Consider the following 16120-nt stretch of genomic DNA (forward strand, 5'->3'; position numbering starts at 1 on the left):
CCGGGGCAGGACCGGCCCGCTCAGGGAGCCTCGCCCGTGGCACCCTCGCCGTCGCCGGGCTGGGCGCCCTCCTGCGGGACGTCCTGCTCGCCGCCCTCCGCGTCCGGGTCCGGGTCCGCAGGGTCCTCCTCCGGAGGGTTCTCTTGCGCAGGGTCCTCCGCCCCGTCGTCGGCAGGCTCGGGCGCCGGCTCCGTCCCCGGGTCCGGCGTGCCGGCCGGGTCGGGCAGGCCGGAGATCGTCGTCGTGCTGCGCAGCACGACGAGCGGCTCCAGCTCCGGGCGGGCGACCTGCAGGTTCTCCTGCTGCACGACGGGCACGGGTCCGCCGTAGTCGTAGGCGACGGTCGTCACCAGGTCCACCCCGCCATCGGGGCGTTCGGTGCCGACGACGTCCTGCACGTCGACCTGCTGGAGCCCCTCGGCGATCCGCTCGTCGATCGAGATGCCCGGGACGGTCACCTCCCTGGCGCCGGCGAGACCGTCCTCCTGCAGCCGCCGGTAGAACTCCCGGGCGGTCTCCTCGGCCTCGGCCACGGTCACCGGCTGGCCGGCGGTGGCCGTGGGGCGGTCGGGGGTCCCGCCCAGGCCGCCCGTGGTGGCGATCGTCCAGACGAGCCAGCCCAGGAGCAGGACGAGGGGGACGGCCACCAGCCAGGCCAGCAGACGACCCGCCCGGCTGCGGCCCCGGGTGCGGGGGCCGCCGGGACCGGCGCCGGTCGGGCCGTCACTGGTCGGGCCGGGGCCGGTCGGGCCGTCACTGGTCGGGCCGCGACCGGCTGGGCCGGGGGCGAGGTGGGAAGGACCTCGGCCCGGACCGGCGCGTCCGGCGGCGGCGGACGACGTGAACCGGCCGTCCTCCTGGCCGGGCGGGGCCGACCCGGAGGCGGGACCGCCGTGCGGCACGACCCGGGTGTCTCCACCGTGGGGGGAGTGCCGGACCTGCTCGGTCACGGCCGCCTCCTGCGCGCGGGCGGCGGCCGCGGCCGCGATCGCCGCGGCCCCGGCACCGGCCGCACCCGCTGCTCCGGCCGCGCCCGCTGCGCCGCCCGCTCCCGCGGCTCCCGGTCCTCCCGGGTGCTCGCCGCGGGCCACCGCCGAGAGGCCCTCGGCCGCCCGTGCGGCGGTCCAGCGCGTCCGCGGATCGGGGTCGAGCATGCCCGCCAGCACCGGGGTGAGCGCACCCGCCCGCTCGGGCGGGCGGGGACGGTCACGCACGATCGTGTGGAGCTGGGCCACCGGGTTGGCGGCGTCCGGATAGGGCCGGCGACCCTCGACGGCGGTGTAGAGCGTGGCGCCCAGCGCCCACACGTCCGCCGCTGCCGAGGGGTCGTCACCGGCGGCGACCTCGGGGGAGAAGTAGGCCGCCGTGCCGGAGACCATCCCGGTCCTGGTCAGCTGGTGGTCCTCCTCGGCCCGGGCGATGCCGAAGTCGGTGAGCTTGGCGTCGCGGCCGCTCGCGTCGGTGAGCAGCACGTTGCCCGGCTTGACGTCCCGGTGCACGACGCCGGCACCGTGCGCGGCCGCCAGCGCGGTGGCCACCTGGGCCCCGATCCGCGCCACCTGGCGGACCGGCAGCGTGCCGCCGTCCTCCAGCAGCGAGGCCAGCGAGGGGCCGGGGACGAGCTCCATGACGATCCACGGCGCCCCGTCGTGCTCGAAGGCGTCGTAGACCCGCACGACGTTGTCGTGGGCGAGGGCGGCGCTGGTCCGCGCCTCCCGCATGCCGCGCGACAGCAGCACCTCGGCGTCGGCCTCCCCGCCGACCCGCTTGAGGGCGACCTCGCGCCCCAGGTGCTCGTCGCGGGCGTGCCAGACGGTGCCGCCACCGCCCCGGCCGAGGGTGCCCAGGATGCGGTAGCGCCCCGCGACCACGTCGGGTCGTGCGTCCACCGGGGTCTGCCGGGTGGTCTCCAGGTCCTCGCCGTCGCCGTCGCGCTGCTCAGGCACGCCCGCTCACCTCCGTTCGTGGCCGTCCGGCCGGTTCCGCCCGGTCAGGGTTCGATGCTGACAGACTCGCCGCGCCGCAGGGCGGCGAAGAGCTCGTCGGCGCGCTGCTCGTCCCACAGGACGGCGCTGCCGACCGTCGTCTGGTAGTTGGCGTCGGCGACCGGCACGGTCACCGAGACGCCGCCGCCGGAGGCGATCTGGCGCATCGCCAGGGCCATCCGGGCCGCCTCGACGACGTTGGTGTCCTCCCCGACGGCCACCGCGTCGCCGGTGGCGCTGCCCACGTCGAAGAGCCGCACGGGGTTGAGCACGGTGGCCGGCGAGGCCATCCGCGAGACCAGGGCCGCCAGGAACTCCCGCTGGCGCTCCACCCGGCCGATGTCGCCGCGCGGGTCGCTGTAGCGCATCCGGACGTAGCCCAGGGCCTCCGGGCCGGTGAGCTCCTGGCAGCCGGCGGCCAGGTCGATGTGCGCCCTCTCGTCCTGGATCGGAGCGTCCAGGCACATCCGCACACCCCCGACCTCCTCGACCACCCCGACGAAGCCCCCGAAGCCGATCTCCAGGTAGCCGTCGAGCCGCAGGCCGGTGGCCTGCTCGACCGTGTCGACGAGCAGCTCGGCACCACCGCGGGCGTGGGCCGCGTTGAGCTTGTCCAGACCGTGGTCGCGGATGGTGACGAAGGAGTCCCGGGGCAGGCTCACGAGCGTGGGCTCACCCATCGTCGGCACGTGCAGGAGCATGACGGTGTCGGCGCGCGACCCCTCGGCCGAGCCGGTGCCGAACTCGCCGCGCTGCTCGTCGCTCAGCTGCTCGCGGCTGTCGGTGCCGACGAGCAGGTAGGTGGCCCCCGGGGAGGTGGTCGGCCGGTCCGTGTCGGGGGTGGCGTCGACGCGCACCAGACCGTTCCAGAGCAGGGCGAGCACGGCCACCATCGAGACGACGTACGCCGCGACGGCCAGGGTCAGGATGACCCCCAGACGGCGCAGGCCGTAGCGCGGTCCACGACGCCGCCGGGGAGGGCGCGGAGGGGGCGGAGGGGGCGGTCCGGCCGCCGGTCGCCCGGGTCCCCGGCCCGCAGGACCCGAGGGTGCCGCGGCCGGGAGCGGGCGCTCCCGCCCCTCCCGGCGGCCGAACTGCCGGTCGTCGTCCCGGGGGCGGGGGCGGGGGACCCAGTCGCCGTTCTCGTCGTAGTGACCGCGCGGCGGGTCCTGGCGGGGCACCGGACGGGTCCGGTCGTCCCCGACGTCGTCGTACCCCTGGTCACCCCCCTGGTTCCCGTCCTCGTAGCCCCGGTACCCGTCGTCGTGCCCCCGGTACCCGTCGTCGTAGCCCCCGTCGGTCCCGTCCCACCCGGCGCGGTCGCCGGGCCGCCGTCCGGGCCGCGGTCTGCGCGGCACGGGACGGGTCCAGTCATCCTCGGGGCGGTGGGGCACGACGACACAGACTAGGCCAGCGCCCTGTCCGAGGGCTGGGAACCCGCGCGCCCCGGCGATTCCCCGCCCGGCCCGCCGGTAGCCTCTCCGGGGTGAGCACCCCCGCCCGGCCCACCGCATACCCCCCCGTGTCCGTGATCATGCCCGTGCGCAACGAGGAGCACGACCTGGCGACGCGGTGGCCTCGGTGCTGGCGCAGGACTACCCGGGAGGCCTCGAGATTGTCCTGGCCGTGGGGCCGAGCTCGGACCGCACCCGGGAGGTCGCCGACGGACTCGCGGAGCGCGACCCCCGGATCGTCGTCGTCGACAACCCCTCCGGACGGACTCCCGACGGCCTCAACGCGGCCGTGGCGGCCTCCCACGAGGACGTGGTCGTGCGGATGGACGGGCACGGGGAGCTCTCGCCGGGCTACGTCCGGCGGGCGGTCGAGCTGCTCGAGGAGACCGGGGCGGCCAATGTCGGCGGGGTGATGCTGGCCGAGGGGACGGGCACGCTGCAGCAGGCGGTGGCCGTGGCCATGCGCTCGCCGCTGGGGATCGGCGCGGCCCGCTTCCACGTCGGCGGCGCCGCGGGCCCGGCCGAGACCGTCTACCTGGGCGTGTTCCGGCGCGCGTGGCTCGAGCGGGTCGGCGGCTACGACCCGACGTTCGTGCGGGCCCAGGACTGGGAGAGCTCAACCACCGCATCCGCGAGGCGGGGGGGACGGTCTGGTTCAGCCCCGAGCTGACCGTCAGCTACCGGCCGCGGTCGACCTGGCGCGACCTGGTCCGGCAGTTCTACACCACGGGGCAGTGGCGCCGGCAGGTCGTGCGGCACCACCCCGGCAGCGTCAACCTGCGCTACCTGGCGCCGCCCACCGCGGTGGGCCTCGTCGCCGTGGGCGCGCTCGGAGGGCTGGCCTGGCGGCCGCTGTGGGCGCTGCCGCTGGGGTATGCCGCCGCCGTCACCCTCGGCGGGGCGTGGATCGCGCGAGACCAGGCCCCCGGGGTGGTCGCCCGGATGCCGGGCGTGCTGGCCGTCATGCACCTGACGTGGGGCGCCGGGTTCCTCCGCGGACCCGACGCCCCCTCGCCGGAGCGGTAGACCTCAGCCCTGGGTCGGTGGCGTCGGCTCCGGGGTGGGCTCGTCGAGCGCGACCTGCAGCTGTGGTCCGGTCTTCTCCACGACCTCCTCCACGGTGACGCCGTGGGCCACCTCGCGCAGAACCAGTCCGTCGGGCGTGACGTCGATGACGGCCAGGTCGGTGATGATCCGCTGCACGACCTTCAGCCCGGTGATCGGCAGGGAGCACTCCTGGACGATCTTGTGGGTGCCGTCCTTGGCCACGTGGTCCATGAGCACGATGACCTTCTTGGCCCCCATGACCAGGTCCATCGCGCCGCCCATGCCCTTGACCATCTTGCCGGGGATCATCCAGTTGGCGATGTCGCCGGCGGCCGAGACCTGCATGGCCCCCAGGATCGCGGCGTCGACCTTGCCGCCGCGGATCATCCCGAAGCTGGTGGCGGAGTCGAAGATCGAGGCGCCGGGGCGCAGCGTCACGGTCTCCTTCCCGGCGTTGATGAGGTCCGGGTGCTCCTCGCCCTCGTAGGGGTAGGGGCCCACGCCGAGGATGCCGTTCTCGGACTGCAGCACCAGCTCGACGTCGTCGGGCACGTAGTTGGGCACCAGGGTCGGCATGCCGATCCCGAGGTTGACGTAGTCGCCGTCCTTGAGCTCGGCGGCCGCGCGGGCCGCCATCTCCTCGCGGGACAGGGCCATGGCTCAGGCCTCCTGGGTCTGGTCGGGGGACGCGTCCGGACGGGGCCGGGTGGTCCGCTTCTCGATGTCCTTGTCGGCGGCCTGCTCGGGCGTCAGGGCCAGCACCCGCTGGACGTAGATGCCGGGCAGGTGGATCTCGTCGGGGTCCAGCTCACCGGGCTCGACGAGCTCCTCGACCTCGGCCACGGAGACCAGGGCGGCCATCGCGCACAGCGGGTTGAAGTTGCGGGCCGAGCGGTTGAAGACGAGGTTGCCGTGCCGGTCGCCCTTCGCCGCCCGGACCAGGCCGAAGTCGGCGAAGATCGAGTCCTCGAGCACGTAGTCGCGGGTCACACCGCGCACGGTGTACTCGCGCTTCTCCTTGGGCGGCGACTCCTTGACCACGGTCCCCTCCGCGTCGTAGCGCCACGGCATGCCCCCCTCCGAGACCTGGGACCCGACGCCAGTGGGCGTCCAGAACGCGGGGATCCCCGCGCCGGCGGAGCGCATCTTCTCCGCGAGGGTGCCCTGCGGGGTGAGCTCGACCTCGAGCTCGCCGGCGAGGTACTGGCGGGCGAACTCCTTGTTCTCGCCCACGTAGGAGGCGATGACCCGGCGGATGCGGTGCTCGGCCAGGAGCAGCCCCAGCCCCGCGCCGTCGATGCCCAGGTTGTTGGACACGACCTGCAGGTCGGTGGTCCCCTTGGCCAGCACCTCCCTGATGAGCACGGTCGGGATGCCGGCGAGGCCGAAGCCGCCCACGGTCACGGTCATGCCGTCGTCGAGGCCCTCCAGGGCCTCCGCGGCGGAGGAAACGACTTTGTCCATGCGGGCGAGGCTACCCGCCTGCTCAGCCCGTCAGGCTGCCGGGGCAGCGGTGCGTGACGCCCTCGGCGTCCAGCCGCTCAGCCGGGCCGCCCGCGGAGCCGCGCGCACCAGCACCACGGAGCCGTCGGCGGCCAGGACCTGCAGGACCTGGCGCACCGTCAGACCGGGGTCCGTGGTCGTCACCAGGGCCCGGGCGCCGCGCGGAACCTCGGTCAGGTCGTCCAGCAGCTCGGCGTAGCTGAGGCGCTCGCCGTGGTGGACCAGCGCGGTGTCCTCCTCCTCCGCCTCGTCCCAGGCGCTGAAGTCGTCCGCGAACCCGGCCAGCTCGGCCGCCTCGTCCATGACGCCGGAGCGCAGCTCCTCGCCGTAGGCCCGCGCCAGGGCCGGCAGGGCCACGGCGACGACCTCGTCGCAGTCGTCCGCGAGGGCGCTGTCGGGGTCGGTGGTGACGAGCACGTCGGCGCCCTCGTGGGCGTCCACGGTCAGCGTCGCGCCCACCGACCAGGCGGCCAGCGCCCAGTAGACGAGCCGCCAGTGGGGGCTGGGCAGGTCGACGAGGACGACCGTCCCGGGCTGGGCGTCGAAGGACTCCTGCAGGGCGTGCGGCCTTGGCCACCCAGGTGGCCAGCACCCGGCGGGAGATCTCGATCCGCTCGCCGGCGGCCTCGGGGGAGTCGTCGTAGAAGGTGATCGCCGGACGGGTGGCGTCGGCGCCGACGGCGTCGGCGAGCACCTGGGGAGGGAACTGCACGGGCTACACGCTAGCCGCTGGGCGCACCTTGCGCCGCCCCGCCCGGGAGGGGCACAGTGTCCCGGTGACAGCCACGGGCCTGGGTGCCGTCCCCTGCGGTGCGCCCCCGACCGGGTCGGGCGGTGCCCGCCCGGTCCGGAGGGTATGGCGTGCTGCCTGGCCGGTCGACGTCCGCGCCACCTGGGGGGTGCTGAGACGGGGCGCGGGGGACCCGGCCTGGCGAATGGTGGCCGGTGCCCTGTGGCGGGCGACCAGCACGCCCGAGGGGCCGGTGACGCTGCGGACGACGACCCGGCCGGCCGAGGCGGCGGTGCTGGGCGAGGCCTGGGGCCCGGGAGCCCGCTGGGTGCTCGAGCGGCTGCCGACGATGCTGGGCGAGGAGGACGACGGGGCCGAGAGGTTCGTGGCCCACCACGACCTCGTCGCCCGGGCCCTGCGGCTGCACCCGGGGTGGCGGGTGCCCCGGACCGGGCTGGTCCTGGAGTCGCTCGTCCCCGCGGTCATCGAGCAGAAGGTCACCGGTCAGGAGGCGTTCTCGGGCTGGCGCCGCATCGTGCAGCGCTTCGGCGAGCCCGCACCGGGGCCCGGTGGTGCGCTGGGGCTGCGGGTGCCGCCCCCGCCGGCGGTGCTCGCGCAGATCCCGAGCTGGGAGTGGCTGCGCGCGGGCGTCAGCCCGCAGCGCTCGGCCACGGTCGTGCGGGTCGCCCGGGTCGCCGGCCGGCTCGAGGAGCTTCCGGAGCTGGACCTCGTGGCGGCCCGTCGCCGCCTGGTGAGCATCCCGGGGGTGGGGGTGTGGACGGCGGCCGAGACGGCGCACCGGGCGCTCGGCGACCCCGACGCGGTGAGCTTCGGCGACTACCACGTGGCGGCCAACATCGGCTGGGCCCTGACCGGCCGTCCGGTGGACGACCAGGCGCTCGTGGAGCTGCTGCGGCCCTACGCCGGGCAGCGCTACCGGGTCCAGCGGCTGCTCGAGCTCTCCGGGGCGGTCCGGCCCCGGCGGGGTCCGAGGATGGCGCCCCGCCGGCACCTGCCCACGGGCTGAGGGAGGAGGGGTCCGTCGGTCGGGTCCAGCCCGGCGGGTCGCCCCGGCGGGGCAGGTCGGGCCCTCCTGGTCAGGTCGCCCCGGCGGGGAAGGTCGGGTCCTCCTGGTCAGGTCGCCCGTCGGCGCCGGTCGGTCCTGCGGGGGCGTCCGCCACCACGTGCCCCTTCCGGACGTGCACGTCGCTGGCCAGGTCCTCCCCGGCGAGCGCCACCTCGAGGCGGGCCGCCACCCGGCCGGCCAGCACCGGGTCGGGCGCGGACACGGCAAACCCCTGGGCGGCGGAGCCGTCGATCGTGGCACCGGCGTGCCCGACGAGCGCGACCCGCACGGCCCGGGCCCCACGGGCCTCATCCTCCTCGGGCGCGACGGAGGCGATGCCCACCTCGTCGGCCAGGGGGGTGCCCGGCCGTACCCCGAGGGCGGCGCGAACCGCCTCCCGGTGGCCCAGCGCGAACCAGTCGCCCGGACCGGTCCGCACCAGCCCGGAAGCGCCGCCGGGAGGGCCTGGCCGGCCGGTGTCCGTCCCCTCCACCAGCGCGGTCACCGCCGGTCCGCGCAGCAGCGCCGCAGGCACGCCGTCGGCCTTGCCCTTGACGAGGTCGGCCGCCGCGGCCAGCTCGTCGCCGACGGCCCGGGTCGTCACCGCCAGGGGGCGACCGTCGTGATCGGTCCCACCGCGCAGGTCGTCGACGACGGCGAGGCCGTGGGCCCCGAGCGCGAGGTCGGTCTGCCCCGCGCGCCAGGGCCGGCCGGCGGTGTCGGTGAGGAGGACGCCGAACCGGGTGCCCGGTGGCAGGTCTCGGGCCAGGGCCCGGTGCAGCGCGGCAGCCGCCGCGTCCGGGTCCGCGGGCAGCAGGAGGAGGCCACCCTCGGGGCCGGTGTTGGAGGCGTCGATCCCGGCCGCGGCCATGACCGGACCGGCCTCGGACTCCACCACCCGGGTGGTGCCGGCCGGGGTGGCGCGCTCGGCGACCACGCGCCGGCTGCGACGCAGGACCTCGCCCTCGCGGCCACGGCGGTCGTCCCTCCCGACCCGCAGCCCCGCCGTCTTGGAGACGACCTTGCTGGAGACGACCAGGACGTCGCCGTCCCGCAGTCCACCGTGGGCACGGACAGCGCCGAGCAGGTGAGCGGCGAGGTCGTCGTCCGCGCCCAGCTCGGGGATCCCGCGCAGGGGCAGGACCACCAGCCCGTCGACCGGGTCGCTCACCGCAGCTCGTCGGCCAGGTCGAGGGCGGCCCCGGCGATCCGGGCGGCCCCGGCGACGTCGCGCATCAGCAGGTCGAGGGCGCGCACCTGCACCCGTGCCGGATAGCTCGCGCCCTCGTCGGCGGTGTCCACCAGCCAGCCGTCGAGCAGGTCGGCGTACAGACCGGCCACGCCGGCGGCGCTGACCTCCACCCCGAGGGGGGCCAGGCACGCGTCGGCATGGCCGCGGACCGGGCGGCCGCCGACGAGGGGGCTGACGCCCACGACGGGGGCCCGGGTGCCGCGCAGGGCGTCCCGGACCCCGGGGACGCCCAGGATGATGCCGATGGAGACCACCGGGTTGCTCGGCGGGAGCAGCACCACGTCGGCCCCCCGGATCGCCTCCAGGACACCGGGAGCGGGGGTGGCGGCGGACAGCCCGGCGACGGTGAAGCGCTGCGCGGGGATCGCGGCCCGGTGACGCACCCACCACTCCTGGAAGTGGATGGCGCGCTCGGAGGGTCCGGCGGCACCCGCGCCGGAGGAGGCCGCACCTTCGCCGGAGGGCGCAGCCCCGTCGGAGCCAGCCTCGTCGGAAGCGGCCGCAGCCTCGCCGGAGGGGGCAGCCTCGCCGGAGCCGGCACCGTCGTCCCCGGGAGCGCCCCCGCCCGGTCCGTCGTCCCGGACCACCACGTGGGTCTCGATCGGGGTGTCGGTGACCGGCAGCAGCCGCACGCCCTGCTCGGGCAGGCCCCACCGGGCGGCCAGACGGGCGGTGACCTCCGAGAGCGTGGCCCCCCGCCGCAGCCACAGGCTGCGGGCCAGGTGGGTGCCCAGGTCCCGGTCGCCGAGGCCGAACCACTGCGGTTGGACGCCCAGCGCCGCCAGCTCGCCCATCACCTCGTGCTTGTCACCCTCCCGGCCCCAGCCCTGTTCCTCCTCGACCCCTCCTCCCAGGGTGTACAGGACGGAGTCCAGGTCGGGGCACACCCGTAGCCCGAAGAGGGTGATGTCGTCCCCCGTGTTGCCGACGACGGTGACCTCGACCTGCTCCCCGGGGGACCGCCGGGACAGCTCGTGGACCAGGCCGCGGACGAACCTGGCCCCGCCGACGCCGCCGGACAGTGCGGTGATCTGCATACTCTCCATTGTGCGGGCGGGCCGCGTCCCGTCCGCACCCGGGCGGGGTCGCCACCCCCGCCCACCTGCGACGGGACGCTCCACGACGGCACTCGGGCGGGGGCGGGGACGTCGGCAGCGGGGTGCACGCCGGGGGACTCCTAGCAGATCTGGGGTTGACTACGGCGGATGACACGCGTGTAATTCACCCATCGCGGTCTGTTCGTCCGAAGGCAGCTCGGAGGCTGGGACGCGGTGCACGTGTTGGCGAAAGGTCGAGGAGGAGCCATGCACGAGATGGAGATGCTGAGCCTGCTGAGCGGGGCCGACGAGGTCGACGAGGCCTCGTGGCAGGAGCGTGCCCTGTGCGCGCAGACCGACCCGGAGGCCTTCTTCCCGGAGAAGGGCGGGTCGACCCGCGAGGCCAAGAAGGTGTGCGTGGGCTGCGAGGTCCGCGCCGAGTGCCTGGAGTACGCCCTGGCCAACGACGAGCGCTTCGGCATCTGGGGCGGTCTGTCCGAGCGTGAGCGGCGCAAGCTCAAGAAGCGCGCCGTGTGACCGACGGGCCCCGCCCTGCTCCGCCCCGCTCCGACCCCGTGACGACCCCCGCCGGTCGGGTCCGGGTGGACGACGTCACCGTCGTCGTCCTGACCCGCCCCGACGGCCCGCTCCTGGACGGCCTCCTCGACGCCCTCGCCGCCCAGTCCCGCCGGCCCCAGCGGCTCGTCCTCACCGGGACCTCCCCCGACGACCCCCGGGTCCCTGCGGCCCGGAACCACCCACTCGTGCGCGAGCAGCGCGTCCCGTTGCTCGTCCGGCCCGTCCCCGCGGACGCCGCTGCCGGTCCTGACGCCCCCGGTGGCGCGTCGCGGGGTCCCGCGCCCGAGGGGGACCGCCCGTCGACCGCTGCGGAGCCCCCGGCGTCCGAGGTCGGCGGCGAGACCCCCCACGTGCGGACCCCGGCGTCCGACGCCGGGATTACGACGTCCGACGTGGGGACCGCGGCGTCCGACGCCGGGATTCCGACGTCCGACGTGGGGACCGCGCCGCCCGACGCGCGGGTCGCGACCCCCGAGGGGATCCCCGCACCGCATGCGCCGCCCCGGTGGCGGGCCGTCGAGGACGCCCGGGCGATCCTGCCGATGCACCCTGACCACTGGGTCTGGCTGCTGCCGGACGACAGCCTGCCCGAGCCGTCCGCACTGTCCGGCCTGGTCGCGGCCGTGCGCCGCAACAGCCGCGTGGGGATGGTGGGCCCCAAGCTGGTGCGGGCCGACGACCCCCGTCTGCTCGTCGCGGTGGGGCACCACCTCACCCCCGCCGGACGACAGGCCGACGGGCGGTCGGCCGCCCTGGTCGACCAGGGCCAGCTCGACCTGCGTCAGGACGTGCTGGGTGTGCCGCTGGTCGGTTCCCTCGTCCGCAGCGACGCCCTCGAGGGCGCCGGGGGTCTCTCTGCCGAGTTCGGGGACGACGGCGTCGACGGCCTGGACCTGGGCTGGCGGGCCCACCTGACCGGCCACCGCGTCGTCGTCGCGCCCGACGCCGTCGTCCGCACGGGAGACGAAGGGCTCGGCGTGCGCGATCCCCGCCGGACCCGGATCCGCCAGCGTCAGCTCGCCCTCGCCCGAGGGTCGGCCTGGACCTCTCCGTGGCGGGCCCTCGGCGTCCTGCTCACCAGCACCCTCGCGGCGCTCCTGCTGCTGCTCGTCAAGCGGCCGGCCGAGGCCGCCGACGAGTGGGCGGACGTGCGGGCGGTGCTGTCCCCGGCGCGCGGCATGCGGGCCCGGTGGCGGTTCCGGAGCCGACGAACGGTGCGGCCCGGGGACCTGCACGCCCTCTTCCTTCCGACCACCGCCGGCTGGCGCTCCACCCTGGACACGGTCGGGGACGCCCTGGACCCCCGGACCCGACGACCGGGACGACGGACCGGTCCGGCGGCCGGCGGCCGGGCCGTGCCCGAGACCGGGCCGGTCTCCGACGAGCTGGCCGAGCTCACGGGCGAGGACCGCCGTACCCCGTGGACCAGCTGGCCGCTCGCGCTGGCCCTGCTCGCCGTCCTGGTCGCCACGGCGTGGACCTGGCGCGAGCGTCTCGGCGACCTGCGCCCGGGTGGTGCTGGGCCGGCCGGTGGGGAGCTCGGGGCGGCGGCCGCCGGGTCGGGCGACCTGTGGCGCTCGGCCCTCGACGGGTGGCGGGGCGGGGGGCTGGGACACGACCACCCGCCGGAGCCGTGGCTGCTGCCCTGGGCCGGTCTCACCAGGGTGGTCGAGGCGGTGGCCGGGGCCGGGGGCGCGCCGAACGCCGCCGGTGTCGCCCTCGGCTGGATCCTGCTGGCATCCGCGCCGGTGGCGCTGCTCACCGCCTACGTGGCCCTGCGGCGGGTGACCCGACGGCGGTGGTTGCGGGCGGTGCTGGCCCTGGGCTGGTCGGCGGCCACCCCGCTCGTCGCCGCCGTGGGGGAGGGGCGCGTGGGTCCCGTCGTGGTGCACCTCATGGCACCGCTGCTGGCGGCCGGGTTCGCCGTCGCCGCGACCAGGGGCGGTGGCGTCCGGCGCACCGCCGCCGTCTTCGCCACCGCGCTGGCGGTGGCGCTGACCGCCCAGTGGGTCCCGGCGGTGCTCCTCCCGGCCACCGTGGCCGGGATCCTCCTGCTGGCCCTCGGCCGCGGCGTCCGGTGGCGCGGTGCTGTGCTGGCGCTGCTGCCGTGGGCCCTGCTGCTCCCCTGGGTGCCCGCGATGGCCACCGACCCGGTCCGCCTGGTGGGCGGGGCGGGGGCGACCGCGGTCCTGCCCGGTGGCACCACCGACGTGCCGGCGTGGCAGACCACCCTCCTTGCGGCGGGTGGTCCCGTCGACCCGGCGGGTCTGCAGGCGCTTCCGCTCTGGGCCGCCCTGGTCTGGTGGCTGGCGGCCCTGGCGGGGACCGCTCTGCCGGGACGGGCCGGCCGCCGTGCGGCCGTCCTCGTGGGTGGCGCCCTCCTGACCCTCCTCCCGGCCCTGACCGCCGGAAGGGCCGGGCTGGGCGTGCTGCCGGCCGGGCACGCGGAGGCGGGACTGGACGTCGGCGCGTGGCCCGGGACCATGCTCTCCCTGACCGGCGCGTCGCTGCTGCTCGCGACCGCCCTGCTCGTGGACCGGTCGTGGCGCTCGCACGGACCCCGCCGTGGCGAGCCGTTGCGTTCCGCCGTCCGCCGTCCCCGCGCGCTGGCCACGGCGGTCGCGGCGGTCCTCGTGGTGCTGGCCGCCCTCGTGCCCGCGGCCGTGGCCGTGTGGCGTCCCGCGCCCTCGGGCCTCGAGCAGGCGGCACCGGTCCTGCCCCCGGTGGCCGCGGCCCAGGCGGACGGCCCGTCGGCCCCGCGCACGCTGGTGCTCTCGCCCGCGGGCCCGGAGGTCGTCGTCGACCTGGTGGGACGCGAGATCGAACCGGCCAGGGTGCTCCGGGACCGCACCGCCGAGCTGGCCGTCGGGGTGCGACCGCCCGGACCGGTCGAGGAGGTGGCCGCGGCCGTGGTGGGCGGCGGCGGGGAGGAGACGCTCGCCCGGCTGCACGGGCTGGCGGTCGGTTACGTCCTGGTGACCGCAGACGACGACGACCCGCTGGTGACCCGGGTGGACGCGCTGCCCGGCCTGACCCGGGTGGGAGGACCGCCGGGTCAGGTGCTCTGGCGGATGGCCGACAACGTGGCCTCCCGGGTGCGTGTGCTCGACGCCACGGGTGAGCTGGTCACCAGGGTGGACAGCACCGGCCCCCACGGCACTGCCACCGACCGGGTCGAGGACCTGCCCGAGGGATCAGTCCTGGACGTGGCCGAGGGGCCGGGGTGGACGCAGGCGGCCCGGGTCTCGGTCGACGGGGCGGACGTGCCGGTCGGGGACGACGGGATCGTGGCGCTGCCGGCGGGCAGCCACGACCTGGACCTGTGGCTCGCTCGGCCCGCGCTGCCCTGGCACCTCGTCGCGCTCCTGCTGGCCGCCGTCACCGCGTTCCTGGCCCTGCCGTTCGGACGACCCGAGCCCGAGACCCCCGAGGAGGACCGATGACCACCTCCGACCTGGCACCGGACGACGACGGCAGCTCGCCGGAGGACCGTGGCACGTCGCCCGACGGAGGAGGTCCTGCGGGTGCGACCGTCGCACCGCCCCGCTCCTGGGCGGCGGGGAGGTCCCGGTGGTGGCGCACGGGGCTCGCCGCGCTCGCCCTGGCCGGGCTCGTGGGCGCGGCGACCGCCGTCGACGGCGGCACCCTCGTCGGCCCGGAGGAACGTCCGGGAACGGACGACGCCGCCATGACGTCGGCCCCGGGTGAGGTCGTGCCCGTCGGCTCGGCGGCGCTCGCCTGCCCCGGGGGTTCCGAGGCGGAGGATGCCACCGTGGAGGTCGTCGCCGCCCAGGCTCCGCAGTCGGTGTCCAGCGTCGGTACGGCGCCGGGGTCACGGCAGAGCTCGGGGTCGAGCCCGCAGGCCGTCCCTGGTGCTGCGCCCGCGCCCGAGGACGAGGACGGCCGCGAGGACGAGGACGGCCGCGAGGACGAGGACGGGCCCGAGGACGAGGAGGCTGGCGAGAACGACGAGGGTGCACGACTCGTCCTCTCCGGCGACGCTGACGACGGCCAGGCTCTGCGGCCCCCCGGACCGAGCATCCTCGACCTGCCGGGCGGCTCCGCCGCGTTCGTGGTGGGGGAGGGCGACGCCGCACCGGGTCTGGTCGGTGCCCAGCTGGCCGTGGGCACCGGTGCCGGCGTCCGCGGGGCCGCCCTGGCCCCCTGCGTCCGGGCGGCCGAGGAGCAGTGGCTCGTCGGCGGCGGCGGCGGGGGCGGGGGCGACCGAGCTGCTCGTCCTGACCAACCCGGGCCCTGACCCGGTCACGGTCACCGTCCGGGTATGGGGGGTCGACGGGGAGGTGGCCACGACCGGTGCCACCGGGCTGGTCGTCCCCCCGGGGGGACGGGCCGACCACCAGCTGGCCGCCCTGGCCCCCGGGGTCGAGGCCCCTGTCGTGGCGGTCTCGGCCACCGGCGGGCCGGTGGCCGCCCACCTGAACCTCCTGGTCCGGGACGGGACGACGGACCTGGGCGCGGGGACGGTGGCGCCGGCCGGGACGGTCGCACCGGCGAAGGACATCGCGCTCCCGGCCCTGCCGTCCGCGCCCGACGGGAGCTCTCACCGCACCACCCTGCGCCTGCTCGCCCCCGGCGAGGAAGAGGCGGTCGTCGACGTCACAGCGCTGACCGAGGACGGCGCCGTGCGGCTGCCCGACCTGGTCACCCGCCTCGCCTCCGGACGCATCCTCGAGGTCGACCTCGGGGACCTGCCTGCGGGGACCACCGGGCTGCGGCTGCGGTCGGACGCACCCGTCGTGGCCGCCGTGGGTCTGGAGGTCGACCCGCAGGAGTCGGAGCCGCAGGAGGCGTCCGTCGACGACGCGGCCGCCACCGATGCCGCTGCTGACGGGTCCGCCGCCACCGACGCCCCCGACGACGAGGCCGTCGCCACGGAACCGTCTCGCGACGAGGCGGTCGTGACCGACGCCCCGGCCGACGGTGCCGCGGTCACGACAGCGCCCGGGACCGACACGGCCGGGGCCACCGCCAGTCCACCGCAAGGGTCCGTCGCCGAACCGCTCGTCCGGACGGCGGGCGAGCTGGCGTGGGTGTCGGCCACCGTGCCCACCGCGGACCCCGTCGGGACGGCGCTGCCCGACCCTGCCGCCGTGCCGGGCGGGGCGGCCCGGCTCGTGCTCAGCGCCGTGGACGCGACGACCGCCACCGTGCACTGGCTGGACCAGGACGGCGGCTCCGTCACCGAGGACGTGGAGCTCGCCAACGACACCGGACGCCTTCTGGACGTGCCCGCAGGCACGCGGGCCGTCTGGATCACGACGACCGACCCGAGGGGTGCGGCACCCGGCGCCGGGGTGGTCGCCGCCGTCCACGTCTCCGGGGCCGACGGGCGCGGTCCGTTCCTCGCGGCCGCCACCCTGCCCGCCGTCCCCTGGACCACGACGGTCACGACGGTGCGTCCGGCGGTGCCCTGAGCGCACACCCTGCACAGAAGGCCCAGGAGGTT

General features: G+C 76.8%; 14 protein-coding genes. 7 read left to right on the forward strand and 7 right to left on the reverse strand.

Annotation, left to right across the window (positions count from 1 at the left end):
* Positions 1-20 precede the first annotated feature (20 nt).
* Positions 21-1946, reverse strand: coding sequence for a protein kinase domain-containing protein (locus ACQ95T_RS05040; RefSeq protein ID WP_425939879.1), 1926 nt, complete (start codon positions 1944-1946; stop codon positions 21-23).
* Positions 1947-1990: 44 nt separating this feature from the next.
* Positions 1991-3379, reverse strand: coding sequence for an LCP family protein (locus tag ACQ95T_RS05045; RefSeq protein WP_425939881.1), 1389 nt, complete (start codon positions 3377-3379; stop codon positions 1991-1993).
* Positions 3380-3566: 187 nt separating this feature from the next.
* On the opposite strand from ACQ95T_RS05045, the gene ACQ95T_RS05050 reads away from it, so the two are divergent.
* Positions 3567-4109 carry a glycosyltransferase gene (locus ACQ95T_RS05050; RefSeq protein ID WP_431473595.1) on the forward strand — a complete coding sequence of 181 codons (543 nt, stop codon included), beginning with the start codon at positions 3567-3569 and terminating at the stop codon, positions 4107-4109.
* 80 nt (positions 4110-4189) lie between these two features.
* Positions 4190-4465 carry a hypothetical protein gene (locus ACQ95T_RS05055; RefSeq protein WP_431473596.1) on the forward strand — a complete coding sequence of 92 codons (276 nt, stop codon included), beginning with the start codon at positions 4190-4192 and terminating at the stop codon, positions 4463-4465.
* 3 nt (positions 4466-4468) lie between these two features.
* Here ACQ95T_RS05055 and ACQ95T_RS05060 read toward each other — a convergent pair whose 3' ends face one another.
* Genes ACQ95T_RS05060 through ACQ95T_RS05070 form a run of 3 tightly spaced genes read right to left on the reverse strand, consistent with a single transcriptional unit; the run spans position 4469 to position 6847 of the window.
* Positions 4469-5143 (reverse strand): 3-oxoacid CoA-transferase subunit B, encoded by a 675-nt coding sequence (locus ACQ95T_RS05060; RefSeq protein WP_425939885.1) that lies wholly within the window; start codon positions 5141-5143, stop codon positions 4469-4471.
* Positions 5144-5146: 3 nt separating this feature from the next.
* Positions 5147-5950 carry a CoA transferase subunit A gene (locus ACQ95T_RS05065; protein ID WP_425939887.1) on the reverse strand — a complete coding sequence of 268 codons (804 nt, stop codon included), beginning with the start codon at positions 5948-5950 and terminating at the stop codon, positions 5147-5149.
* Between the two features lie 30 nt (positions 5951-5980).
* Positions 5981-6847, reverse strand: coding sequence for a TIGR03089 family protein (locus ACQ95T_RS05070; protein ID WP_431473908.1), 867 nt, complete (start codon positions 6845-6847; stop codon positions 5981-5983).
* On the opposite strand from ACQ95T_RS05070, the gene ACQ95T_RS05075 reads away from it, so the two are divergent.
* Positions 6766-7746: a DNA-3-methyladenine glycosylase family protein gene (locus ACQ95T_RS05075; protein ID WP_425939890.1), complete on the forward strand. Its 981-nt coding sequence runs from the start codon at positions 6766-6768 to the stop codon at positions 7744-7746. The two genes, ACQ95T_RS05070 and ACQ95T_RS05075, sit on opposite strands and share 82 nt — an antisense overlap.
* A 70-nt stretch (positions 7747-7816) precedes the next feature.
* On the opposite strand, the gene ACQ95T_RS05080 is transcribed toward ACQ95T_RS05075, so the two are convergent.
* Positions 7817-8956, reverse strand: a complete 1140-nt coding sequence (locus ACQ95T_RS05080) for a coenzyme F420-0:L-glutamate ligase (protein WP_425939892.1) — start codon at positions 8954-8956, stop codon at positions 7817-7819.
* The gene (locus tag ACQ95T_RS05085; protein WP_425939894.1) at positions 8953-10074 is read right to left on the reverse strand and encodes a 2-phospho-L-lactate transferase CofD family protein; all 1122 of its coding nucleotides are present in this window, start codon (positions 10072-10074) and stop codon (positions 8953-8955) included. The genes ACQ95T_RS05080 and ACQ95T_RS05085 overlap by 4 nt, the downstream gene beginning before the upstream one ends.
* Before the next feature lie 267 nt (positions 10075-10341).
* Between ACQ95T_RS05085 and ACQ95T_RS05090 the strand changes: the two genes are divergently transcribed.
* From ACQ95T_RS05090 to ACQ95T_RS05105, 4 genes are read left to right on the forward strand one after another with little or no spacing between them, the layout of a single operon-like run.
* A complete protein-coding gene (locus tag ACQ95T_RS05090; RefSeq protein WP_075958776.1) occupies positions 10342-10611 on the forward strand; it encodes a WhiB family transcriptional regulator in 270 nt (89 codons plus the stop codon).
* Positions 10608-14096, forward strand: a complete 3489-nt coding sequence (locus ACQ95T_RS05095; protein ID WP_431473597.1) for a glycosyltransferase — start codon at positions 10608-10610, stop codon at positions 14094-14096. Before ACQ95T_RS05090 ends, ACQ95T_RS05095 begins: the two co-directional genes overlap by 4 nt.
* Complete coding sequence (locus tag ACQ95T_RS05100; protein WP_431473598.1) at positions 14093-14911, forward strand: hypothetical protein; 819 nt, start codon at positions 14093-14095, stop codon at positions 14909-14911. The genes ACQ95T_RS05095 and ACQ95T_RS05100 overlap by 4 nt, the downstream gene beginning before the upstream one ends.
* Complete coding sequence (locus ACQ95T_RS05105; protein ID WP_431473909.1) at positions 14892-16088, forward strand: DUF5719 family protein; 1197 nt, start codon at positions 14892-14894, stop codon at positions 16086-16088. The genes ACQ95T_RS05100 and ACQ95T_RS05105 overlap by 20 nt, the downstream gene beginning before the upstream one ends.
* Positions 16089-16120 lie beyond the last annotated feature (32 nt).

It is taken from the genome of Ornithinimicrobium carbonis, assembly GCF_050703245.1.
Taxonomy (GTDB): domain Bacteria; phylum Actinomycetota; class Actinomycetes; order Actinomycetales; family Dermatophilaceae; genus Ornithinicoccus.